Below are 22,194 nucleotides of genomic sequence, written 5' to 3'. Positions count from 1 at the left end.
GGTTTGGTGGCGTCATCCCCCGAAGGAGCTTGTGATGACCACGATCATGCGTAAGAGCGTTCTGGGTATTGCTGGTCTGGCTTTCGCCGGTGGCATCTTCGCCGGCCCCGCCACCAACGCCGAGGCCACTTCGGTTGAGGCCGTGAAGCCGGTCGCCGTGAGCGTGCAGGCGGACAAGCCGGGCGTCGACAAGGCGAAGCTGATCCCGCATGGTGTGCAGGGTGAGCAGTCGCGGATCGACCTGAACGGTGAGCAGGTGGAGAACGTGAAGGCGATCATCGCGGCGACGAAGAAGTCCGACATGGACGAGCGCGCCGCCGTGGTGGCCATCGCCACCGCGCTGCAGGAGTCGAAGCTGGAGAACCTGGGTCACCTGGGTGACCGCAACGACCACGACTCGCAGGGCCTGTTCCAGCAGCGCCCGTCCTCGGGTTGGGGCACGGTGGAGCAGATCACCGACCCCGAGTACTCGACCATGGCGTTCCTGAAGGGTCTCAAGCAGGTCGACGGGTGGCAGGACATGCCGCTGACCAAGGCCGCGCAGACCGTGCAGGTGTCGGCCTACCCGTTCCACTACGCCCAGTGGGAGCAGCAGGCCGCCGACCTCGTCGCCAAGCACTGGAACATCTGACACTGCACCGCGCTGACCTGGGATTATGCGCCGTGGGCACCCCGTGGGTACAAATCCGGTACAACGCGCGACAAGATCACTTCCGGGGTGTCCGCGTACGCGCGGTCAATGGCGCGGCGCGCAGTGTCCTCACCGGACGGCATCAAGTGCGTGTATGTACGCAGAGTGAAGCCAGGGTCACTGTGACCGAGGTACTCAGCGAGAGCGCGGATATCTACACCACCGGCCAGCATCACACTTGCGTACCGGTGCCGTAGCGCGTGAAACCCATACTCACGGGAGTCGACATACCGTCGCCGGACCACCGGTGCGGGGATCACTCCGGCCGCCACCAGTGCCGGCTTCCATAGAGCCGCGTTGAAGTGATTGCGGTTGATCTCCTTACCGGTCGAGCCGGTGAAGATCAGCGATGCGGTGACCGGCTTACCGTCCGGCACCATCCACGGCAGAGTGACCGGCTGAGCAGGGAAGGCTTTGAGGTGCGCGGCCAGGCGCAGCGACACCGCCTCAGACAGGGGCACGTCCCGCTCTTTGCCTTCCTTTGGCTTGGCGAACACCGCCCGGTTACCCACCCGCTTAACCTGACGGCGCACATGTACAACCCGGCGCAGCCAGTCCACATCGTCCACTGCCAGGCCGATCACTTCACCCTGACGCAGACCGATGCCCGCGCCGCAGTCGACCATCGCGGCGTACCGGTCGGGGAGTCCTGACCGGACAGCCTCGACCCGCTCGGCCGACCACGGGACAGCCTTACGGCGCTCCATTGTCGGTGGTTTCACTGAGCCGACCCGGCATGGGTTCCGTGAGATCAACTCGTCATCGACGGCAGCGGATAGGCACGCGGATAGATTCGCGAACACCGCCCGCGCGGTGCTGGCAGCTAACGGCCGGTCGTCGCGTGCGTTAGTCAGCCCGCGCACCCACGCCCGGACAATGGCCGGCTTTTCTTCAAGTTCGCGCAGCGTCCGGCTACCGAGCGCCGGCAGGATGTGTACCCGGAAACGCATCTCCACAGCCTCGCGTGTGGACACATCGGACGTCTGCTCGGCGAGCCAGCCACGCGCGTAGTCGGCGAGGGTCACCCGGCCGGCTTTCGGGTCCCGGTACGTGCCGCGCGTGATGTCGGCGCGCATCAACGCGTCGAAATCTTCCGCGTCTTTCTGTCTCTCGAAGCGTCGGGTTACCTGCTTCGATGTCTTCGGGTCTGTCCACCTGACACGCCACCGCATGCCGACGCCGTGCTGCGCCGTCGGTATCCGCTCCCCGTTGGGTCCCCGCTTCTTCTTCTTACTGACGTACCAAAGGTCATCGACGGCCATCGTCATCGACTCCAGTCACATCATCATCATCGCGGTGGTCACGATCGGAGCCGGTGGGCACCACACGGGACAGCCCGCGTCCAATGTCGCGCAACAGAAACGCCTCCGCCTCGTCGCGGGGTACGCGGCTGAAGTGCCGAATGGTCCGGGCGGCGTCATCGAAGCCGCGCAGCGGCGACTGTCCACGAATCCACTGCCGCACTCTGTGCAGCGTGGACACCGGCCCATCGGGGGTCACCTGGTAGCTGTCATCGTCGGGGCTGTCGGGCGGCACCAACAGGTGCACCGGGAAGACGTCGAACACTTCGGCCAGGGCGAACAGTTCTTGCACGGTGACGAACCGGCGACGGCCAGTCTCCAGATTGGCCACCACGGTCTTATCGAAGGGCACACCCTGCTCGCGCATGCGGGCGGCCAGCTGTTCGGCGGTCAGCCCGTCGCGTTTGCGTAGTGCCCGGACCTGTTGAGCGATGACGGCGGTCGGATGATCTTGATTGCTTGCCACCCGAGCAAGATAACGCGCCCGGTTGACAATCACCAAACGTCGATGCACACTTACCCGAGCCTGCTCAGCGAGCGTCGCCGATTGCTCGTGAAGCAAGCGAAACGCTTGTACAGCAAGGGATGGAAGGAGTGCCGCGATGACGGATCGCCGCCCGCTAGCGACCTCGGCGGAGGTCGGCGCGTACCTCGGTGTGCCGATCGCCACACTCGACAAGTGGGTGGTCTGTGGCACCGGCCCACGGTTCGCAAAGGTCGGCCGTCACCGACGGTATCGATGGGCTGACGTTGAGAAATGGCTCAATGAAAACTCGTCGTCGGAGGCCGCCTGACACCGAGCGTGTCGATCCGAGCACAGCGAGTCAGCGCCCGCGCCCATGACACGCATGACCACCATGGACAGACAGGAGAAAGGCCGCCCCCAGCGGAGCGGCCCAACTCACAAGACGGCCGGCGAGACTCGTCACCGGCAGCATACATAGACGCTGCTCACGACTCCAGCCGCGCCGTCCCCGCCCCCCTCCGCATGCACGAGGCACCGCATCCCCTGCGTATCGATTGCCTTTGAGTGTGAGGGACGACAGTGGACTACAACGCGAAGAGCCGCCCCCGCGCGGAGGGGGCGGCCCATCAACTGCTGCGTAACGACGACCGAGAGTCCGTCCGATCGTATAGCGGGTACCCGGTCGCGTCCACGTTCACAACGCCACCGTGGCAACGCGTCAACGGCAGCGGCACGCAGTCGGCCCGGCGCAGACGACCCGCCGTCCGGACACCAACCGTCCTGGTGGGACAGCCGTGGTTCCTCACCGGGACACCCGAGCAACGGCAGCGGATCGTCCAGGCCGTGCGTGACGCCGCCACCCGCGCCGCCGCCCACAAAGCACAGATCGGCGCACACCGCGACCTCGCGGAACGCGTCTGCCAGGTCCTCGCACTGAAACGCTACGACCAATGGGGAGGGTACGTGCCCGCGCAGACCGGTGCCACCGCCGCCAGCGCCACCCCGTTCGACACCACTGTGGTCCGTCGCAGCCTGGTCGCGATCCTCGACGAAGCCGCCAACCGTGAGGCCGGAAAGTAATGGGTTACCGGCTGTACCGCGAGGTTGTCGAGCATGGACCGTCGGACCTCTCGCTCGGCGAGTTCGTCGTGTGGACAGTCATCGCCGACGACGCCAACGACGACACCCGCACCGGGTGGATCGCCAGCGATGCGCTGTGCCGTCGGTCACGGATGACGCGTAGCGCCGTGGTGAAGAACCTTCAGCGGCTCGCCGCGCGTGGATACGAGCTTCGGGTCCCTCGCGGCACAGACAGGCTGGGCCGCGAGGTGTTCGCCTACCGAGGGACACAGTCGACGTATCGGCTGCCCGCCCTGGCCGACGCAAAGGATGGACGACCGTCCACCCAATCGACGCGAGAAAGGGTGGACGACGGTGCACCCATTGTCGAGAAAGGGTGGACGACGGTCCGCGAAAGGGTGGACGACGGTCCGCGAAAGGGTGGACCGTCGTCCACCCCTTCCCCTCAATCCCCTCAATATCCTCAGCAGCAGCGCGCGAGCGCGGCTGAACGAACCATCCAAACCCGACTCGGCTGCACCGCCGGCGAAGCCGCCGCCGTCGCGGCAGAGATCACGACCAGGCGACCCGAGATCCGGTCACTCCCCGCCGTGCTGCCATGCATCGACGACAACGAGTTGCGCGACTACTACGCCGAGACACTCGCCACGGCAGCCGCACAGGCCGAAGTGGAACGCCGTGCAGCCGCGGCAAGGTGCAAAACCTGTACCGACAAAGGGTTTATCACCATCGCGCCCGGTGCAGCGGAGTCATGCCCCGACTGCAAGCCGTCCACGTACGACCGCGCCCACGACGATGAAGGGACCTACCTCCATGCCTGACCGGCGACCCCTGACATCCGTGACTCTCGCTCTCGACGACATGCTCATGCGACCGGCAGAGGACCGACAGACGGCCATCGCTGCTGAACTGCGCTCAACCGCGCCGGCGTGGCTGCTCGACCAGCTCGACGCCGCAGCCACCGAGGTCCGCATTGGAATGGGCGCGCTCGGCGCGGTCGATGTGCCAGCCCGAACCATGCCCGGCTGGCTTCGCCTCGGCGCTCTCCAGGCCGTTGTCGACCACGTGTCCCGCCGCGCAGATACGTGCATCCACTCACCCAACCCGATGTCCCCACAGCCCGTCGCCGCCGCCGCGTGGAAACCCGGACTAGTCGTCTGTCGCCAGTGCACACAGCTACTCCGACTGCCACACAACTCCACAGCGGACCGCAGCTGCGACGGCTGCGGACGACCCTGCGCCGGAGTCGACGCAGGCGACCCGATCTACCCGGGCGCTGTCCAGGTCGGCGCACTGGTCTACAGCTTCGGTGCGTGCACCGACTGCCTGCCCGAATCTAAGTCCACAGGAGACAAGCCATGACCGGTCGTGTATCTGCCTCAATCCGTGCCATTCACGGCTGCGACACCTGCGACGCATTCCAAGAGATCCGGGCCGACCACTGGGGACCCGGCGTTCACAGCGTGGTCGTGCACCACGACGACTGGTGCCCCACCTACAAGCGCATTGGCCGGCAACGAAGCGAACGCATGTAGATGTAAGCAACCATCGATCACGCATCGTCCACACGCGATCACGCGTTCCGCTGCCTGGTGCCTCCGGTGCGGGCACTGCGGGCACTGACGGGCACTAATCCCAACCATCTCAGCGTACGCGAGGACGATTCCACTACGGAGAGTGACGGTCTCGTGGATCGTCATACCTGGATCGATGCCCAGTAGTGCCCGCAGTGCCCGCAGTGCCAGCAGGCAAGTCGCCCACCGTCCACACGCGATGACACAACGCAACCATGGAGATGACAGCGATGAGCATGAGCATCAGCGACATCAAGGCATTGGCATGTGCTGACTGCCCGGCGGAGGTGAACGTCATCCCGTCGGTCAGCGGGGTCACCGGCAGACCATTGGGAGTCGTCAGTGTGATCCACGCCGATAGCTGCCCGTGGGCAGCCCGCTACGTCGGCGCTCCACTAGCGATCGTCGCCCGACCGGAGGGAATCCTCATCCACTTCCGCACCGGCACCGACGACATCGACGCACTCATGTCCACCGTGGACCACGAGCCGTCCGCGGCCGGCGACACCACCGGGCAGTCGGGCGACGGGCCGGAGTCCACACCCGACAAGGCAGCCTGACATCGACAGGCACCGGTGGCCTACGTCATCGGCGCCTGTCACCATTCATGCCCGCACCTATCGACGCACGTGCAGGGTGGCGCCACATCCACACCCGTGCCCATCGACGCATCCACACACGCATCCACACCCAGCAGGGGGCCGAACACACCCCGTGTACATCGGACAAACAGGGGGCCGCGACACCCCACCAGGGGGCAAATTCGAAGGGGGTACATGTTTCGTTTGAAGAGGATATCGGCCGGCATCACCGGGCCGGTGTCCACACCCGACAAACCCGGCCACCCGACGGACCCCCGCCAGCCTCGCCAGCATGCACGGCCACCGATGCCCACCATGGACGGACACCGGGCAGGGGCATAGACCCCCGTGCACCCCCCGCACGCCGTACGTGCCCGGCCGGCAGCGACCGGCGTAGATGGGAGCCCACCCGACCGATCCAAGCCCATCACTCGACGCATCGATCGCTGTGCACCGCGAAACCATCGAGACATCGACATACCCCGGGGGGACGGTGACCAACGTCAATGGAGGGGGGCGGGACCGTGCTCTCTGTCCGAGCGAATCTCTCCCCCCGGCTCCCCCCGACACTGCGATCGACGGATGCGCATACGCAACGTGCTTACATCTTTACACCCTGTAATGCGATGTGTGTTGATGTGTTGCGCCGTCGCCCAGCTGCCGCCGTCGATGCGGTGCCCGTCGATGCCGTGACGCACTCCGGCCGGCTGTGTTCGTCGCTGGCGCTGTGGTTTTACGTCGGCGACCACGTGCCTACCGATGGGCCGGACAGAGTCGCTGAGGCGACCTCAGCAGGCCAGAGCACCGGCGCAGCCGGGCGCAGCCGGGCATGGGCGCACGGCCAGGTCGCCGACAACGCGGCGGACGCGATCTTCAATGTGAATGCCTGTGGATGTCACGCTGTCGACGGTGTCGATGTCGACGGTGTCGATGTCGATGACGGTCAACATGTACATCTGGCCATGCCTCACCAGCGACCGCCGATACGATCCGGGGCACCTCTCGCCCAGTGAAGTGGCGGATTATCCGGCGGGACCCAAATCGACGCTCGCCGACATCGACGGATCGACAAATTGACCGGCGCCGACGCTGTGTCATCGAAAAACTGTCATACCTCGTCGTACGATTGGATCGACACCAGCCAACGGGTTGTTGTCGGTGACCAGGCGGAAGCCGTTGCAGAGCAGCCTCTCCCGCCGCCGTCTACAGCCGACACGCACCCGGCCAGGGCCGGCACCAGCGGTGCCCTCCCGGACAGGCAGTCAGCCCCATCGACGTGCCCACATCCGAGGAGGCAGAACCGTGGCACGCTTTCGCACTGACCAGGCCCGCGAAGCTCGCATGGCTGAGCTGGCCGACAAGATGTCGACCATCACCGATGAGATTGACGCGCTGTCCCGTAAGGACGCGCTGACGCCGGGCGAGCAGGAGCGGTTTCACCGTCTCCGTAAGGGATTCGCGGCGGCCATGAACGAGCGTGAGTCCCTTGAGGATGAGCAGCGCGCGGTCGAGCTGGCGCAGCAGCGCGCGGTGAGCGCCGGCCGTCCCGGTAGCGACCTGGTCGCGGTGCCCGGTGCGCCCGGCATCGATGACTACGGACGTCGCCGTGACGGTGCCCGCGATCAGGCACTGTGGCAGATCGAGCGCAGTAACAAGGTTGGGCACCTCGCCGACCACGCCGCCGAGCGGGCCACGTCCCTTGTGGAGAAGCTGGGCAGCGCGCGTGAGCAGTCCCTGGCCGTCCGGTGGGTGACCACCGCCGGCGACGACGCGTACCGGTCGGCGTTCGCGAAGATGATTGCCGATCCGACTCGCGGTCATCTGCTGTGGACCGACGCGGAGCGTGACGCGTACCAGCGTGTGGCGCTGCTCCAGTCGGAGATGCGTGCGATGAGTGTCGGTACCGACTCAGCGGGCGGGTACCTGGTGCCGATGTCGCTGGACCCGGCCCTCAATTTGTCCAATGCGGGGAGTATCAACCCGCTTCGTCGGATCTCGCGTGTCGTCCAGACTGTCACCGATTCATGGACCGGCATCAACTCCGCGGGTGCCACCGCCGAGTGGAAGGCCGAGGGTGTCCAGGCCGCCGACGGTTCGCCGACGGTCGATGACGAGCCGATCCCGTCCACTTTGGTGACGTGTTCGTCCCGTATAGTTTCGAGCTCAGCATGGACGTCATTAACATCCTCGATGAGTTGACGCGTGTGCTGGTCGACGCTGCGGACGTGCACCAGGCCGCCGCGTACACCACGGGCAGTGGGGTAGCTCAGCCGACCGGCTTTGTGACGGCGCTCGCGGGCGGGTCCTCTGTGGTCGCCTCTGGCACCGCCGACACCCTGGCCGCCGGTGACGTGTTCAACGTGCAGAACGCGCTGCCGGCCCGGTTCCAGGCCCGCGCACAGTGGACGGCGAACCTTTCCACCATCAATGCGCTGCGTCAGCTGGAGACCACTAACGGTGCGCTGAAGTTCCCGGAACTGGCCAACGGTCAGCTGCTCGGCCGCCCGATGAATGAGTGCTCCGACATGGACGGTGTCATCAACGCCTCGCAGACCAACCACATCCTGGCGTACGGCGACTTCAACAACTTTGTCATCGTCGATCGGATTGGTTCCACGCTGGAGGTAATCCCCAACCTGCTCGGCGCTAACGGCCGCCCGACTGGTCAGCGCGGCGCGTTCCTGTGGTACCGCACCGGCTCGGATGTGCTTGTGGACAATGCCTTCCGCATCCTGAACGCCTAAGCCGATCGTCGGGCTCGGCTTAGGTTGGGATCTGCCGGCCCGCGCTGATTGAAGAGGGCGGCGCGGGCCGGCAGTGACCGCTAGATCGGCGTCAACGTCACCGACGTCGGGGCGTCCACCTTGGTCACAGGAGGGCAACCACTCTGGCAGTTCGGAACGATGGGCGGTGAGCATCCCACCTTGTCGATGCGGTGACCCGTCCAGCGCCAGGGCAACACCCCACCGGAGGTCGCGGCTCCCTCCGGTGGGGTGTTGTCTATATGTGGATGTGTCGATGGGCGTTACCGTCGGTTGATGACCAGTCTTCCGATGGTGCGGGCACGTGGGCAGTTCGCCGACGTGGGCCGACACATACTGTCCGCACTCGCGTGGCTACTCTTCGCGTTTGGATGGTCGCTCGCGAAGGTGTGCGCTGTGGTCGCGGTCACAGTCGGCGGAACCCTTTACGGCATTGGCTTTGCGGCCGCCCGTACGGCCGTAGCCGGCCGGTGGGTGGCCGCTGCTGTGGCGGTGGGCTGGTCGGACGGTCGGAGCCGTCCACGGGCCGATGGGCGGCGCTAGATGCGATGGCTCACGGTCGCCGAGGTCGTCATGCTGTACCGCCGGCCGGCCGGCACCGTGTACCGACTCGCATCACAGGACCACTGGCGTCGATGTGACGCTAGGCGACCTGTCCTGTACAGAGCGTCAGACGTAGAAGAGACGTTCACCCGGCTCAACAGGCAGTGACCACGTGACTACTCTGGACCGCCCGTTTACGTCCATCGATTGATCCCAAGATCATCGGGTACAACTCGGGTACAACAGAGGTCGAGAAACGCTGCCATGCGATGCCGGTCGATGAAACCTGTTTTCCCAGGTCAGGCGACCTGCGGCGGGTATCGCCGCAGGTCAGCCCAACGTGGACCTAAGAACTGGAACAACTGACAACCGAACACGCACTGACTTTCCTCACAGGGGGACTGCTGGCCGACACCCACCGGGTGCCGGCCAGCAGCACATCCACCGACCGCAGGGCCGACACCCACACGGATGCCGGCCCTGCGGCGTATCCGGACTCGGGCCGGCCCCCGATCGTGGGCCCTGGCCAGCGATGTCTCCGCACCCGACCGGCTGAGCGGGCGTGCGACGGTCACCGATGGTGGGTGCCGGCCGGGGACCGGGCCGGTGTCGATCGGTCAGTGGGCTGTGGCGTGGACGCGGAGGACGGCGGCCGTGGCGTTGTCGTCACCGCCGGCGGCCAGCGTGGCGTCCAGCAGCGCGCGGACGGCATCGGCCGGTTGGTGGGTCGACAGCAGTTCCCGTAGCCGGTGGTAGTCGACCTGGTCGCTGACCCCGTCGGTGCAGAGCAGCCAGGCGTCACCGGGGCGCGGCGTGACGGCGAGCAGGTCCGCCTCGGGTCCGTCGGGGTGGCCGGCGTACCGGGTGAGCTGGTAGCGGGCCCGGGCGGCGGCGGGGGAGTCGGCCGGGTACCAGCCGTGCACGACGCCGAGCCAGGCCACCGTGTGGTCCACGGTGAGCAGTTCCAGCAGACCATTGCGGAGCCGGTAGGCGCGCGAGTCGCCGAGCTGGGCCAGCCAGCCCTGGCCGCCGTCCGGCTCCACGAGCAGGGCGGTGAGCGTACAGCCGGTCAGCTCGGGTCGGCCGGCGCCGGCGGCGCGTACGGCTGCCTGCGCCTGGGCCACCGCGGCGCGCAACGGGCCGGGACCGGTCGCCGGCCACGCGGCCCGGACCTGCTCGACCAGCGTGCCCATCGCGGCGGCGCCGGCCCGCCGGCTGCCCTCGCCGTCGCCCATCCCGTCGGCCACCGCCGCGAACGGCAGGGCCGGGTCGACGTGCAGCACGTCGTAGTTCGCGCGGTAGCGGTTGCCGATGACGCTGCCTCCGGCGCACTCCAGGGTGAGCCCGCCGGCCGACCAGCGGTGCGTCCGGAGGGGACCGACGGAGTCACCGAACACGGCGCTCACCGGCGCGAGGGGCATAGGGCGGGTGCGACACGGGGCGGACCGTAGCACCGGGCGCCCCAGCTCGGGTGTCAACGAGGGTTGACAAGCCCTGTCATGTCAACGTAAGTTGACGACATGAGTCAGGCGACGGAACTCGCGGCGGCCGCGGGCAGCACCGACCCCCGGGTCGGCCTGCGCGCCGTCCGCGCGCTGCGCCGGCTGCTCGAGCGGCTCGAGGTGGTCCAGGTGGACAACGCCCGTCGACAGGGCTGGTCCTGGCAGGAGATCGCCGACGCGCTCGAGGTCAGCCGGCAGGCGGTCCACAAGAAGCACGCCGGTCGACCGGCGGTCGGACAATCCTGGGAGGCGTGATGTTCGAGCGGTTCACCGACCGCGCCCGCACGGTCGTGCGGCAGGCCCGTGACGAGGCCCGGAGCGAGGGCCAGCGGCCGGTCGGCACCGAGCACCTGCTCCTCGCGCTGCTCGCCGACGGCGACAGCCTCGCCGCGCGGGTGCTCGCCGAGGCCGGCGTCCGCGGCGACGACCTGCGGGAGCGGATCCACCGGCACACCGCGCAGGGAGCCACCGGCCTCGCCGACGCCGACGCCGCGGCGCTGCGGGAGATCGGCATCGACCTGGCTGCCATCGTGGCCCGGATCGAGGAGTCGTTCGGCCCGGACGCGCTCCGCGAGGCGGCGCCGCCACCGCGTCGCTGGTGGCGCCGGCGGTACGCGGGTGGCCCGTTCTCGCCCCGGGCGAAGAAGGTGCTGGAGCTGTCCCTGCGCGAGGCGCTCCGGCTGCGGCACAACCACATCGGCACCGAGCACATCCTGCTCGGGCTGATTCGCGAGGGCCACGGGTTGGGTGCGCTGGTGCTCACCGAGGCCGGGCTGGACCTCGACGACCTGCGCCGCCGGGTGGAGGTCGCGCTGCGCACCGCGGCCTGAACCGCCGGGCAGCCGGGCGCCGTTTCCAAACCTTTCTGTGGCACTGTCAACGGGCCGTCCGCGTGGGCTCGCTGAACGCCCCGAGGTGCTGCACACTGGCGCCGTGGATGCTGGACAGGAGAGCCGACCGGCGGCGGGCGCCGGCGGGCCGCGCTCCGCCGTGGTGGTCAACCCGGTCAAGGTGGCCGACCTCGACGAGCTGCGCGGCACCGTCACCGACGCGCTCGCCGCCGCCGGCTGGCCGGAGCCGCTGTGGTACGAGACCACCGTCGAGGACCCGGGTCGGGGCCAGACCGAGCAGGCCGTCGAGGCCGGCGTCGAAGTGGTCTTCGCCTGCGGCGGCGATGGCACCGTGATGTCCTGCGTCCGCGGGCTGGTCGGCACCGACGTCGCGCTGGCGGTGCTGCCCCAGGGCACCGGCAACCTGCTCGCCGCCAACCTCGGCCTCTCCACCGACCTGGCCGCCGGCATCGAGGTCGCCGTCGAGCGCGGCCGGCGGCTGCTCGACGTCGGCGCCGTCGAGGACCACTACTTCACAGTGATGGCGGGGATGGGCTTCGACGCCCAGATGCTCGCCGCGACCAGCGAGACCACCAAGGCGCGGATCGGCTGGCCGGCGTACGTGGTGGGGGCCGTCCGGCACCTGCGGGACCGGCCGATGCGGGTCTCGATCCGCCTCGACGACCAGCAGCCGCTGCGCCGGCGGGCCCGGTCGGTGCTGGTCGCCAACGTCGGCCGGCTCCAGGGCGGGCTGACCCTGCTGACCGAGGCCGAGCCGGACGACGGCTACCTCGACGTCGCGGTGCTCACCCCGCGTACCCTGCGACACTGGCTCGCGCTCGGCTGGGCCGTGCTGCGCCGGCAGGACCGGGTGCCCCGGATGGAGGTCTTCCGCTGCCGGCGGGTGGAGATCACCAGCAACCGGGCCCAGCCCCGGGAACTCGACGGCGACCTGATCGCGCCCGGCCGCACGCTGAAGGCGGAGATCCGCCGCCGGGCGCTGTGGCTGTGCGTACCGCAGCCGGAGCGGGCGCGCGACCTGACGGTGGACGTCGACGCCGCGGCCGAGCGGGGCGAGCAGTTGATCGAGGAGGCCCGCCGTGAGTAGCACCCGGATGGTGCCGGAGACCCGGCTGATGGCCGACGAGGAGCTCTCCGCCGACGACGCCTGGCACACGCTGCGCCGGGAGGGCGGCTGGCACCTGCTGCGGGACGCCTTCATCCGGTTCCGCTACGGCGACGGGTTCAGCCACTCGCGCGCCTTCGCGCTGCAACTCTGCCTCGCCGTGGTGCCGTTCATGATCGCGTTGACCGGTCTGATCAGCGAACTCGGCGTGGAGGAGGGCGGCGAGGTCGTCGCGGACACCGTCCTGGCGCTCACCCCCGGCGCCAGCGAGCCGATGGTGGCCGAACTGCTCGGCGAGCGGGAGAGCACCGAACGCGCCGGTGAGCTGGCGCTCAGCCTCGGTCTGCTGACCGGGCTGGTGGCGCTCACCAGCACCATGGCCCAGATCGAGCGGGGCGCCAACCGGATCTACGGCGTGGAGCGGGACCGCCCGGCGCTCTGGAAGTACCTGCGCGCCGCGATCCTCGCGCTGGCCGCCGGCGTGCCGGCGCTCACCGGCTTCCTGATCCTGGTCGGCGGCGGCCCGATGGGCGACTCCGTGCAGCGGCACTACGCGTGGGGCGAGGCCGTCCACGGCTTCTGGGACGTGATCCGCTGGCCGCTCAGCCTCGGGCTGACCGTGCTGGCCGTGGCCGTGCTGTTCCGGCACGCGCCCCGGCGCAAGCAACCGGGGCTGTCCTGGTTGATCTTCGGCGCCGCCATCGCCACCGCGCTGTGGTGGTTGGCCAGCCTGCTGCTCGCCGGCTACGTGGCGTACAGCGACGGGTTCGGCCAGACCTACGGCGCGCTGACCGGGATGATGGCCCTGCTGCTCTGGGCCAACCTCACCGGGATGGCGCTCTTCGGCGGGCTGGCCTTCGCCGCGCAGCTGGAGGCGGTACGCATCGGTGTGCAGGAGCCGGCCCAGCCCGACCTGTGGGAGCCCGAGGCCGAGCGGGACGAGGTCTTCGACACCGGCGAGATGACCTCCCTCTAGCGGTGCCCCGCCGGGGCCGGTGTACGGGAATCGCCGATCGGGTACAAGCGGCACGCCGAAGGCGAAAGGGAGGCTGCCGTGACCACGGTCCGAGAGGCGTTGCGACGACCCCTGGGTCACTTCACCGAACGCACCCTCGCCGGCCTGGCGCTGGTGCTCGGGGCCGGGGTGGGCTTCGGGATCCTGCTGGTCCTGGTCCGGGTGCGGTGGACCCCGCTGTACGACGTCGACCACGGCGTGGCCGCCTGGCTCAACGACCTGGTCGCCCCGCACGGGCCGCTGGTCACCGTGCTCAACGCGCTCACCGACCTCGGTGGCCGGGCGGTGATCATCTGGCTGGTGTCGGTCGCCGTGATCGGCCTGCTGATCCGCCGGCAGGGCCGGCTCGCGGTCTTCCTGATCGTCACCGGCCTCGGCGCGCTGATCCTCGACCCGGCGCTGAAGACGCTGGTCGACCGGCTGCGCCCCGAGGTGGAGGTGCCGATCGGCAGCTACGCCGGGGACAGCTTCCCGAGCGGGCACGCGCTCGGCTCGATGGTCGCCTACGGGGCGCTGCTGCTGGTCTTCCTGCCGGCCCTGTCGCGCCGCTGGCGCAAGCCCGCGATCGCCCTGGTCGCCGCCGTGGTGGTGCTCATCGGGCTGACCCGGATCGCGCTCGGCGTGCACTTCGTCTCCGACGTGCTCGGCGCCTGGCTGCTCGGCGCCGCCTGGCTCGGCGTCACCGCGTACGCCTTCCGGCTGTGGCGGCTGGAGCGCGGCCGGCCGGTGCCGCCGATCACCGAGGGGTTGGAGCCCGAGGCCGCGCACGACGTGGCGCCCGCCCCCGACGAGGCGCATCTGCTGCCACACCCCCGGGCCGCCGTGTTCGAGCTGATCGTCGGCTGGGTGCTGGTGCTCGGCGCGCTCTACGGCTTCGGCATGTTCGTCAGCTACCACGCCGGCGGGACCTTCTTCGCCACCCTTGACACCGACGTGCCACGGTGGTTCGCCGAGCACCGCACCCAGGCCCGGGACGACGTCAGCTGGTGGTGGAGCAAGGCCGGCGACACCCACGCCATCCTGCTCATCTCGCTGGTCTTCTGCCCGCTGGTGCTGGCCGTGTGGCGGCGCTGGCGGCCGGTGCTCTTCGTGGCGCTGACCATGTTCGGCGAGCTGAGCCTCTTCCTCGCCGCGGCCGCCGCGGTGGACCGGCCGCGCCCGCCGGTGGGGAACCTGGACGGGCCGATGCCCACCTCGTCCTTCCCGTCCGGCCACATCGCGGCCACGCTCTGCGTGTGGATCGCGATCACCCTGATCGTCTTCCCGCGTACCGACCGCTGGTGGCGGTGGATCTTCGTGGCGCTGGCGGTGGTCATGCCGGTCGGCGTGGCGGTCTCCCGGATGTATCGGGGCATGCACCACCCGACCGACTTCATGGGCGCGATCCTGCTCACCACACTCTGGATCGGGCTGCTGTACTGGGTCGTCCGACCCAACGAGGACCTGCGCGAGGGCAACCGGCCGAGCATCGAGTCCGAGGACGTCCGCAGCCTCGACGACGAGCTGGCCAAGGCCGCCCGGGTGGAGTGAGCGGCCCGTGCTGCGGGTGATGACCTGGAACATCCGCACCGGCGGCCGGGACCGGGGCGGCACCGACCGGCGGGACCGGGTGCTCACCGTGCTCACCGGGCAGCGGCCGGACGTCCTCGCGCTCCAGGAACTGCGCGGCTTCGACGCCGGCGCGCTGGCCGGGTTCGCCGCCCGGCTCGGGATGCGCGGCCACCTGGCCCGCTCCTGCTTCGGGCAGCCGGTCGCGGTGCTGGTCCGCCCACCGTGGCGGGTGGTGGGCGCCGGCCCGCTGCGCCGGCCGTTCCACCACGCCGCCCAGCGGGTGGCGCTGGCCACCGGAGCCGGCCCGCTCACCGTGCTGAGCACCCACCTGGACCCGTACTCGGGCACCCGGCGGCTGGTCGAGGCGGGCTGGGCGGCGACCGCGCTGCGCCGGGCGCCGGGGGAGTTGGCGCTGCTGGCCGGCGACCTGAACACCCTCGACCCGGTCACCGACCACACCGATCGGCTCGCCCGGCTCGCCCCGCCGTACCGTCGCCGGCACCTGCGCCGGGACGGGCGGACGGTGGACAGCCGGGCGGTGGCCCGGCTGCTGGAGGCCGGCCTGGTCGACCTGTACCCGGCCGGGACGTCGGACGCGGGGCTGACCGTGCCGACCCGGCACGGCGGCGGCGAGTTCGCCGGGATGCGGCTGGACTACCTGCTCGGCACGCCCGCGCTGGCCGCCCGGGTGCGCAGCTGCCGGGTGCTTCGCGGCGGCGAGACGGAGTACGCCTCCGACCACTACCCGGTCGTCGCCGAGCTGGACCTGAACCCGGCCTGACCGGTCGGGGAGACCGGCCGCGAGGGCCGTGCAACCCTTTCCGCTCCGGCACTCATCGGTACGGGTGGAGTCGCGCGGACCGGACCGGGGGAGTGGCCGATGCAGGTGACACAGCAGCAGGAGTACGTCGAGTTCGTCACCGGGGCCACCCCGAAGCTGCGCCGCACCGCGTACCTGCTGACCGGCGACGGTGACCGGGCCGACGACGTGGTGCAGCAGACGCTGGTCCAGCTCTACGTCAAGTGGCACCGGGTGCGCGACGCCGACGACCTGGGCGCGTACGTGCACCGGATGCTGGTGAACGCCTTCCGGCAGGAACGCCGCTCGCGGTGGCGCGGGGTGTACCTGTTCGACCGCACGCCGGAACCGCCGCCGGGGATCGGCCCACCGGACGAGGGGGACACGGTCGCGGACGGTATGGCGGTACGCGCCGCACTGGCCGCGGTCCCGCCCGGCCAGCGGGTGGTCCTGGTGCTCCGGTTCTACGCCGACCTGACCGTGGAACAGACCGCCGCGGTGCTCGGCTGCTCGACCGGCAACGTCAAGAGTCAGACGGCGCGGGGCCTGGCCGCGTTGCGCCGGCAGCTGCCCGACGGGAACCCGAAGGAGGTGCGCCGATGACCGGGTACGACGAGCGCGAGGTCCGTGACCTGCTGGTCCGCGCGGCTGACGAGTTTCCCGCCGCGACGGTGCTGCCGGAGCCGCTGCTGACCGAGGGGAGGCGGGCGGTCCGCCGGCGACGCCTCGTCGCGGGGGCCGCCGCCGTCGTCACCGTGCTCGCCCTGCTCGGCGCCACGGCCCTGCTCGACACCGCCCGCCCGACGCCACCCCCGACCCCGGCGGACAGCCCCGAGCCGGTGACCGGTCCGCCGGCCGAGGCGCCGGAACGCTTCGACCCGGGGCAGTGGCTCTTCCGGCTCGACGGGATACCGGACGACCTGCCACTGCGGACGTACTCGACGGACCACCACACCCAGTGGGTGACGCTGGCGAGCCCGCGGGCCGGGCAGGACGGGTCCGGGGATCGCTGGGCGCTGGATCGCGTCATCGTCCTCAAGATCGCAGCTCGTGGCGTCGACCCTTTCGAGTCGATGCGCGAGTCCGACGCCAGTGCCGAGCCTCGGCGTCCCACCCGAGTGCCGCTGCCGGGTGACCCGGTCGACCCGGTGCAGGGCGCACGGGCTTACCTGCACACCAGTCCGGACGGAGGGGAGACCCGCCTGTCCTGGCAGTATGCCCCGGACGCCTGGGCGGTGATCACCGTGCACGGGGACGAACGGCCGGAGGAGAGCGCCCGGCGGTTCGCCGTCAGCATGGTCTGGCAGCCGCACCGGGTCACTCTGCCGTTCCTCGACGTGGCCCCGCCCGCTGGTGCCCGGCTCCACCGCGCTGTCGTCTCCGAGTACCAGGGACGGTGGACGCGGGCGCAGTTGGGTTACCTGGCGCCGTCCCGGCCGGATTCGCCGCGCGCCTACGAGGACCTGACCATCGGGGTCGAGCGGGGCCCGATCGCGCGTTCGGCGGAGAAGGAGACAACGGTCGCCGGACGGCCGGCCAGGGTGGAGGACGCGCACAGCGCCGGCGCGTACCGGGTGTGGCAGGTGCCGGGAGGTGCCTGTCCGACCTGTGTCGGCGAGGTGGGCTACCTCTCCACCGCTGGCCGTGCCGCGCTGGGTGGCCGCGATGCCGCACTCGCCCTCGCGGCGACCGTGCGGCTGGTCGACGACCCGGACGACCCGACGGCGTGGCGGCCGTTGTAGCCGACGGCCACTGTGGTCGGTCCGGGTCGCGTCGGCGCATCCCGGACCGATCACGGTCCCGTAAACCGGGGCGGCGGCCGTTGCCGCGGCTGGCTACGGTGACTCGGTGATCGACCCCGCGCCGCCCCGGCCGCAGGCACCATCCGACGCCCCGGCGCCCCGACCGCCGGTCCCGTCCGACGCCCCGGCGCCGTCCCGGCCGTCGGTCCCGTCCGACGCCCCGGCGCCGTCCCGGCCGTCGGTCCCGTCCGACGCGCCCGTGCCGCTGGTGGCCGCCGTCGTCCGCGCGATCGCCCTGGTCGTGGTGCTGCCGGTCCGGCTCGCCTGGGAACTGGTCGCGGCCACCGGAGCCGCGCTGCAGCGGTGGCTGCTCGCACCGGTCGGCCGGTTCGTCGACCGGTGGCTGCTGCGCCCGCTCCGCTGGCTGCTGCATCACGCGTTCTGGCTGCCGCTGGTCTGGCTCGGGCGCGGCCTCGCCTGGGTCGCCCGGACGCTGGTCTGGCAGCCACTGGTCTGGCTGTTCCGCAACCTGGTCTGGGCGCCGCTGGTCTGGCTGGGGCGGGGACTGGCCTGGCTGGCCCGCAACCTGGTCTGGGTGCCGCTGGTCTGGCTCGGCAGAGGACTGGCCTGGCTGGCCCGGATCCTGGTCTGGATGCCGCTGGTGTGGCTGGGGCGCGGGCTCGGCTGGCTGGCGCGCACGGTGGTCTGGCTGCCGCTGGCCTGGTTGGCGTACCACCTGGTGTGGCTGCCGGCGGCGTGGCTGGCCCGCCGGCTCGCGCCGCTCGGCGGGCTGCTGCTGGTCGGGCTGACCGCCGCCGGCCGGTGGCTGCTGGGTGGGGCGGCGGCCGTCGTCCGGGTGCTGCTCCGCGCCGCGACGGCCGTGGGCCGGGTGCTGCTCGGCGCGCTTCGCTGGGCGTGGTGGGCGGCCGGCCGGCTGCTCTGGTGGGGGTACGTCGTCACGCTGCGGCCGGTCGTGCGCGGGGCGGGCTGGCTGTGGCGGCACACCGTGGTGCCGGTGGGCCGGGCACTCGCCGCCGCCTGGCGGGCCACCGTCACCCCGGCCGCGCGTTGGCTCCGGCACACGGTTCTCGACCCGATCCGCCTCACCACCCGCGAGGTGCTGACCGCCCTCGGCCTCCGCCGCTGACCGCCCGCACGCCGGTGCGATGGCCGGTGCAGGCGCGGAGCGGATCGGATCTTGGTAGGAAACGGCCCCTACAGGGGCCACTTTCTACCAAGATCGCCCCGCGCCCGGCGGCTCAGAAGACGAGGTTGAGCAGGACGGTGAGGACGATCGAGGCGACCAGCGAGAAGAGGATCATCAGCAGGCAGCCGACGCCGCCGCCGAGCGGGCGGATCTCCACGTTTCCGAAGCGCATCGGGTCACCCTTTCGTGGACGGATCGAGGAAACGGCGGATCGCGGCGGCGACCTGCACCGGTGCGGTGGTGGCGACGTTGTGCGCGGCGCCGGGCACCACCACCTCCCGGGCTTCCGGCACGAGCCGGGCCAGTTGGGTCCGCCAGGCCGGCGGAACCACCGGGTCCCGGGCGCCGGTGACCACCAGGGTCGGGGCGGCGATCCGGACCAGGTCCGCCTCCACCGGGTTGCGCACCGAGTGGGTCAGCGTGGCGGAGACCCGCCAGGGACGGGCGTCCCACACGTCGCGGAGCAGGATCGGCGCCTGCAGCGGCGCCTCCCGGACGGTGTCCACGAGGAACCGGCCGATCTGCCCCCGCCGGGAGCGGGAGGTGGGATCGGTGGTCGGCCCGGCGAGCACCACCGCGCGCACCGCGTCCGGGTGCCGGGCGGCGACCGCTGCGGCGACCTCCGCGCCGAACGAGTGCCCGACCAGGCAGACCGGCGGCAGCCGGTACGCGGCCAGCCAGGCGGCCAGGTGCGCCGCGTGCCCGGGTACGTCGTACGCCGTGCCGGGGCGGGCGGAGAGCCCGAAGCCGGGCAGGTCCGGCACGTACACCGGATGGGTGGTGGCCAGCGCCAGCGCCAGCGGGGTGAGGTAGCGGTGCGAGACGGCCAGCCCGTGCACCAGCACCACGGGCGGTGCGTCGCTGCCCGGGTCGCCGCCGCGGCGGGTGTGTGTCCGCAGCCCGGCGACCAGCCGCCATTCGCTGGTCAGCCCGGCCGCCGGGCGCGGCGCGGCGAACGCCAAACGGAGGTCCGCCGGGCCGAACCGCCCCGGTGGGGTGGTCGGGGTCGACGGTTGCGTCGCCCGGCCGGGCGCCCCTGGTCGGGGTGCGCCCACCGTCCGGTCCACCAGGTCGGGGCACCCGTGCTGGCGGCGCGGGCTGGTCGCGGTCCCGGCCGGCTTGCCCGCCGGGCGTCGTCCCGGCCTCACGGCTGGCACCGCCCGGCTCCCGCGACGCTCCCCGGGCCGGGCCGCCGCCGGCTCACAGGTCGCGCAGTCGCGGGAGCAGCTGCTCCTGCGCCCAGTCCAGGAACATCGGCTGGCTGTCGGCGCCCACCTGCACGATCGCCACGTGGGTGAAGCCGGCGTCGACGAACCTCTTGAACGCCTCGACGTGCCGGTCCACGTCCGGCCCGCAGGAGATGCCCTCGGCGACATCCTCCTCGCGGACGAACTGGGTGGCCGCGGCGAACCCCTCCGGGCCGGGCAGCTCGGCGTTGACCTTCCAGCCGAGCCCGAACCAGCGGAACTGGTCGTGCACGATCTTGCGGCACTCGGCCTCGTCGGGGCCGTAGCAGATGGCCACCTGCCCGTACCGGGGCTGGCCGGCGCCGCCGGCGTCCTCGAACAGCTCGATGATGCGCGGGTCCGGTTCGGTGGCGATCACGCCGTTGCCGTACTCGGCGGCGAGGGTGGCCGACTGCCGGCCCGAGGCGGCGATCGCCATCGGCACCGGGGTGTCGGGGCGGTCCCAGATGTACGCGTCCGGCACGTCGTAGTGGTTGCCGGAGAAGGTCAGCGTCTCCCCGTTCAGCAGCGGCCGGATGATCTGCAGCGCCTCCTCGAACATCTCGTGCCGCTGCTGAACGTGCGGCCAGCCGCCCACCACGTGCTCGTTGAGGTTCTCCCCGGCGCCCAGGCCGAGGGTGAACCGGCCGTCCGAGAGCACTCCGACGGTGCTCGCCTTCTGGGCCACCACCGCCGGGTGGTAGCGGCGGATCGGGCAGGTGACGAAGGACATCAGCGCCGCCCGGCTGGTGGCGTGCGCGACCGCGCCGAGCACCGACCAGGCGTACGGGGAGTGCCCCTGGGAGTCCAGCCAGGGGTAGTAGTGGTCGGAGACGACGAGCTGGTCGAAGCCGGCCGCCTCGGCCCGTACCGCGTGGTCGACCAGTTGCTTGGGACCGGCCTGCTCGCACATCAGGGTGTAGCCGACGCTGACCATGACGCCTCTCCTTCCGACCCGGGCGGATCATCCCCGGATACCCGGGCGGGCGTAAGTCAACCCTCCCGTCCGGTTCGTTGATGGCGTCCGGGAGCCCGGCCTTAACCGGTTCATTGCGTTCCCGAACCCATCGGCCTACGCTGATCCCTGCGCCGGGATCCGGGCGGCGGCCGTCGGGCTGCGGTCGCCTCTCCCTGTCAGTTCCCTCCCCACCGGGCAGTGGGGGTCCTCCCGTTGAGGAAGGCCATGAAGACACGACTCACCGCCGCCGGCGCGGCCCTGCTCGCCCTCCTGGCCGCCGTGCTGGCGTTCGGGGAACCGGCGCAGGCAGCGGCCGGCTTCACCGTCGCCAACGGCAAGCTCTACGACGCCAACGGCGCCGAGTTCGTCATGCGCGGCGTCAACCACGCGCACACCTGGTACCCGCAGCGGACCAGCTCGTTCGCCGACGTCAAGGCGCTCGGCGCGAACACCGTCCGGGTGGTGCTGGCCAGCGGCGAGCGCTGGACCCGCAACACCAACGCCGACGTCGCCAACGTCATCTCGCTGTGCAAGGCCAACCGGCTGATCTGCGTGCTGGAGGTGCACGACACCACCGGTTACGGCGAGCAGAGCGGCGCGGCCAGCCTGGACCAGGCCGTCGACTACTGGATCAGCCTCGCCGACGTGCTCACCGGCGAGGAGGAGTACGTCATCGTCAACATCGGCAACGAGCCGTACGGCAACCAGGGCTACGCGGCCTGGACCACCGACACCAGCAACGCGATCAAACGGCTGCGCGCCGCCGGCTTCGACCACACGATCATGGTGGACGCCCCGAACTGGGGCCAGGATTGGGCGTTCACCATGCGCGACAACGCCGCGTCGGTGTTCGCCGCCGACCCGGACCGCAACACCGTCTTCTCCGTCCACATGTACGGCGTCTTCGACACCGCCGCCGAGATCAGCGACTACCTCGGCCGGTTCCGCAGTGCCGGACTGCCCATCGTGGTCGGCGAGTTCGGCCACAACCACTCCGACGGCGACCCGGACGAGGAGGCGATCTTCTCCTACACGCAGGCGAACGGGATCGGCTGGCTCGGCTGGTCGTGGAGCGGCAACGGCGGCGGCGTCGAGTACCTCGACATGGCCGTCACCTTCAACCCGGCCAGCCTGACCAACTGGGGCCAGCGCATCTTCAACGGCGCCAACGGCATCCGGCAGACCGCCCGGGAGGCGACCGTCTTCGGCACCCCGCCGACCACGATGGGCAGTCCGGCAC

At 70.6% G+C, this 22,194-nt stretch carries 23 protein-coding genes and 2 pseudogenes; 18 read left to right on the top strand and 7 right to left on the bottom strand.

All coding sequences use genetic code 11. The annotated features are described in order from the left end of the window. Positions 1-34 precede the first annotated feature (34 nt). Positions 35-631 (top strand): hypothetical protein, encoded by a 597-nt coding sequence (locus DLJ47_RS34515; RefSeq protein WP_109906467.1) that lies wholly within the window; start codon positions 35-37, stop codon positions 629-631. A 23-nt stretch (positions 632-654) separates the two neighbouring features. On the opposite strand, the gene DLJ47_RS34510 is transcribed toward DLJ47_RS34515, so the two are convergent. Next, a complete protein-coding gene (locus DLJ47_RS34510; protein ID WP_199236131.1) occupies positions 655-1,959 on the bottom strand; it encodes a tyrosine-type recombinase/integrase in 1,305 nt (434 codons plus the stop codon). After that, complete coding sequence (locus DLJ47_RS34505; RefSeq protein ID WP_158289940.1) at positions 1,940-2,458, bottom strand: helix-turn-helix domain-containing protein; 519 nt, start codon at positions 2,456-2,458, stop codon at positions 1,940-1,942. Before DLJ47_RS34505 ends, DLJ47_RS34510 begins: the two co-directional genes overlap by 20 nt. Before the next feature lie 136 nt (positions 2,459-2,594). Between DLJ47_RS34505 and DLJ47_RS34500 the strand changes: the two genes are divergently transcribed. From DLJ47_RS34500 to DLJ47_RS34490, 3 genes are all read left to right on the top strand, one after another. Beyond that, the gene (locus DLJ47_RS34500; RefSeq protein WP_109906471.1) at positions 2,595-2,786 is read left to right on the top strand and encodes a helix-turn-helix transcriptional regulator; all 192 of its coding nucleotides are present in this window, start codon (positions 2,595-2,597) and stop codon (positions 2,784-2,786) included. Positions 2,787-3,037: 251 nt separating this feature from the next. Continuing rightward, positions 3,038-3,538 (top strand): hypothetical protein, encoded by a 501-nt coding sequence (locus tag DLJ47_RS36070; RefSeq protein WP_158289939.1) that lies wholly within the window; start codon positions 3,038-3,040, stop codon positions 3,536-3,538. Continuing rightward, positions 3,538-4,359, top strand: coding sequence for a helix-turn-helix domain-containing protein (locus tag DLJ47_RS34490; protein WP_109906461.1), 822 nt, complete (start codon positions 3,538-3,540; stop codon positions 4,357-4,359). The genes DLJ47_RS36070 and DLJ47_RS34490 overlap by 1 nt, the downstream gene beginning before the upstream one ends. A gap of 94 nt (positions 4,360-4,453) precedes the next feature. Here DLJ47_RS34490 and DLJ47_RS35540 read toward each other — a convergent pair whose 3' ends face one another. Continuing rightward, entirely contained in the window at positions 4,454-4,633 is a 180-nt protein-coding gene (locus DLJ47_RS35540) for a hypothetical protein (RefSeq protein WP_146228273.1), read from the bottom strand. A 709-nt stretch (positions 4,634-5,342) separates the two neighbouring features. On the opposite strand from DLJ47_RS35540, the gene DLJ47_RS34485 reads away from it, so the two are divergent. Continuing rightward, positions 5,343-5,672: a hypothetical protein gene (locus DLJ47_RS34485; RefSeq protein ID WP_158289938.1), complete on the top strand. Its 330-nt coding sequence runs from the start codon at positions 5,343-5,345 to the stop codon at positions 5,670-5,672. An 809-nt stretch (positions 5,673-6,481) separates the two neighbouring features. Here DLJ47_RS34485 and DLJ47_RS36065 read toward each other — a convergent pair. After that, complete coding sequence (locus DLJ47_RS36065) at positions 6,482-6,649, bottom strand: hypothetical protein (RefSeq protein WP_158289937.1); 168 nt, start codon at positions 6,647-6,649, stop codon at positions 6,482-6,484. A 385-nt stretch (positions 6,650-7,034) separates the two neighbouring features. Between DLJ47_RS36065 and DLJ47_RS37590 the strand changes: the two genes are divergently transcribed. Both DLJ47_RS37590 and DLJ47_RS37585 read left to right on the top strand, forming a co-directional pair. Next, positions 7,035-7,892, top strand: coding sequence for a phage major capsid protein (locus DLJ47_RS37590; protein ID WP_199236130.1), 858 nt, complete (start codon positions 7,035-7,037; stop codon positions 7,890-7,892). Continuing rightward, a complete protein-coding gene (locus DLJ47_RS37585) occupies positions 7,862-8,437 on the top strand; it encodes a phage major capsid protein (RefSeq protein WP_199236129.1) in 576 nt (191 codons plus the stop codon). Before DLJ47_RS37590 ends, DLJ47_RS37585 begins: the two co-directional genes overlap by 31 nt. 1,178 nt (positions 8,438-9,615) lie before the next feature. Here DLJ47_RS37585 and DLJ47_RS34470 read toward each other — a convergent pair. Further along, entirely contained in the window at positions 9,616-10,404 is a 789-nt protein-coding gene (locus tag DLJ47_RS34470) for a PP2C family protein-serine/threonine phosphatase (RefSeq protein ID WP_233258178.1), read from the bottom strand. A 114-nt stretch (positions 10,405-10,518) separates the two neighbouring features. On the opposite strand from DLJ47_RS34470, the gene DLJ47_RS34465 reads away from it, so the two are divergent. The 10 genes and pseudogenes from DLJ47_RS34465 to DLJ47_RS34425 all read left to right on the top strand — a co-directional run bounded on the left by DLJ47_RS34465 (position 10,519) and on the right by DLJ47_RS34425 (position 18,710). Continuing rightward, entirely contained in the window at positions 10,519-10,755 is a 237-nt protein-coding gene (locus DLJ47_RS34465; protein ID WP_088995221.1) for an HTH domain-containing protein, read from the top strand. Further along, positions 10,755-10,940, top strand: a pseudogene (locus DLJ47_RS38030) (Clp protease N-terminal domain-containing protein); the annotation flags it as partial. The gene DLJ47_RS34465 and the pseudogene DLJ47_RS38030, both read left to right, overlap by 1 nt. A gap of 183 nt (positions 10,941-11,123) precedes the next feature. After that, positions 11,124-11,303 (top strand): annotated as a pseudogene (locus tag DLJ47_RS38025) (Clp protease N-terminal domain-containing protein); the annotation flags it as partial. 130 nt (positions 11,304-11,433) lie between these two features. Beyond that, entirely contained in the window at positions 11,434-12,438 is a 1,005-nt protein-coding gene (locus DLJ47_RS34455) for a diacylglycerol/lipid kinase family protein (RefSeq protein WP_088997857.1), read from the top strand. After that, positions 12,431-13,432 (top strand): YihY/virulence factor BrkB family protein, encoded by a 1,002-nt coding sequence (locus DLJ47_RS34450; RefSeq protein ID WP_109906451.1) that lies wholly within the window; start codon positions 12,431-12,433, stop codon positions 13,430-13,432. The genes DLJ47_RS34455 and DLJ47_RS34450 overlap by 8 nt, the downstream gene beginning before the upstream one ends. 78 nt (positions 13,433-13,510) lie before the next feature. Next, the gene (locus DLJ47_RS34445) at positions 13,511-15,001 is read left to right on the top strand and encodes a phosphatase PAP2 family protein (protein WP_109906449.1); all 1,491 of its coding nucleotides are present in this window, start codon (positions 13,511-13,513) and stop codon (positions 14,999-15,001) included. Positions 15,002-15,008: 7 nt separating this feature from the next. Beyond that, on the top strand, positions 15,009-15,803 hold the full coding sequence (locus tag DLJ47_RS34440) for an endonuclease/exonuclease/phosphatase family protein (protein ID WP_109906447.1): 795 nt from the start codon (positions 15,009-15,011) through the stop codon (positions 15,801-15,803). Between the two features lie 99 nt (positions 15,804-15,902). Continuing rightward, positions 15,903-16,424, top strand: coding sequence for a SigE family RNA polymerase sigma factor (locus DLJ47_RS34435; protein ID WP_109906445.1), 522 nt, complete (start codon positions 15,903-15,905; stop codon positions 16,422-16,424). Then, positions 16,421-17,563 (top strand): hypothetical protein, encoded by a 1,143-nt coding sequence (locus tag DLJ47_RS34430; protein ID WP_109906443.1) that lies wholly within the window; start codon positions 16,421-16,423, stop codon positions 17,561-17,563. The genes DLJ47_RS34435 and DLJ47_RS34430 overlap by 4 nt, the downstream gene beginning before the upstream one ends. A 106-nt stretch (positions 17,564-17,669) precedes the next feature. After that, the gene (locus DLJ47_RS34425) at positions 17,670-18,710 is read left to right on the top strand and encodes a hypothetical protein (RefSeq protein ID WP_109906441.1); all 1,041 of its coding nucleotides are present in this window, start codon (positions 17,670-17,672) and stop codon (positions 18,708-18,710) included. 236 nt (positions 18,711-18,946) lie between these two features. On the opposite strand, the gene DLJ47_RS34420 is transcribed toward DLJ47_RS34425, so the two are convergent. Further along, positions 18,947-19,732: an alpha/beta fold hydrolase gene (locus DLJ47_RS34420; protein ID WP_233258177.1), complete on the bottom strand. Its 786-nt coding sequence runs from the start codon at positions 19,730-19,732 to the stop codon at positions 18,947-18,949. 238 nt (positions 19,733-19,970) lie between these two features. Continuing rightward, positions 19,971-20,933 (bottom strand): TIGR03557 family F420-dependent LLM class oxidoreductase, encoded by a 963-nt coding sequence (locus tag DLJ47_RS34415; protein ID WP_109906439.1) that lies wholly within the window; start codon positions 20,931-20,933, stop codon positions 19,971-19,973. A gap of 246 nt (positions 20,934-21,179) precedes the next feature. Here DLJ47_RS34415 and DLJ47_RS34410 point away from each other — a divergent pair. Next, on the top strand, positions 21,180-22,194 hold a 1,015-nt coding region (locus tag DLJ47_RS34410), incomplete at its 3' end, for a glycoside hydrolase family 5 protein (protein ID WP_109906437.1).

Source organism: Micromonospora sp. S4605 (assembly GCF_003176715.1).
GTDB lineage: Bacteria > Actinomycetota > Actinomycetes > Mycobacteriales > Micromonosporaceae > Micromonospora > Micromonospora echinaurantiaca.
The sequence above is the reverse complement of the archived record's forward strand: the minus strand, read 5'-3'. Positions and strand labels throughout refer to the sequence as shown.

Coding starts and splice junctions, on each gene's coding strand:
- DLJ47_RS34515 (WP_109906467.1), top strand. CDS start 35: ATGACCACGATCATGCGTAAGAGCGTTCTGGGTATTGCTGGTCTGGCT.
- DLJ47_RS34510 (WP_199236131.1), bottom strand. CDS start 1,959: ATGACGATGGCCGTCGATGACCTTTGGTACGTCAGTAAGAAGAAGAAG.
- DLJ47_RS34500 (WP_109906471.1), top strand. CDS start 2,595: ATGACGGATCGCCGCCCGCTAGCGACCTCGGCGGAGGTCGGCGCGTAC.
- DLJ47_RS34490 (WP_109906461.1), top strand. CDS start 3,538: ATGGGTTACCGGCTGTACCGCGAGGTTGTCGAGCATGGACCGTCGGAC.
- DLJ47_RS34485 (WP_158289938.1), top strand. CDS start 5,343: ATGAGCATGAGCATCAGCGACATCAAGGCATTGGCATGTGCTGACTGC.
- DLJ47_RS36065 (WP_158289937.1), bottom strand. CDS start 6,649: ATGTACATGTTGACCGTCATCGACATCGACACCGTCGACATCGACACC.
- DLJ47_RS37590 (WP_199236130.1), top strand. CDS start 7,035: ATGGCTGAGCTGGCCGACAAGATGTCGACCATCACCGATGAGATTGAC.
- DLJ47_RS37585 (WP_199236129.1), top strand. CDS start 7,862: ATGGACGTCATTAACATCCTCGATGAGTTGACGCGTGTGCTGGTCGAC.
- DLJ47_RS34465 (WP_088995221.1), top strand. CDS start 10,519: ATGAGTCAGGCGACGGAACTCGCGGCGGCCGCGGGCAGCACCGACCCC.
- DLJ47_RS34435 (WP_109906445.1), top strand. CDS start 15,903: ATGCAGGTGACACAGCAGCAGGAGTACGTCGAGTTCGTCACCGGGGCC.
- DLJ47_RS34430 (WP_109906443.1), top strand. CDS start 16,421: ATGACCGGGTACGACGAGCGCGAGGTCCGTGACCTGCTGGTCCGCGCG.
- DLJ47_RS34415 (WP_109906439.1), bottom strand. CDS start 20,933: ATGGTCAGCGTCGGCTACACCCTGATGTGCGAGCAGGCCGGTCCCAAG.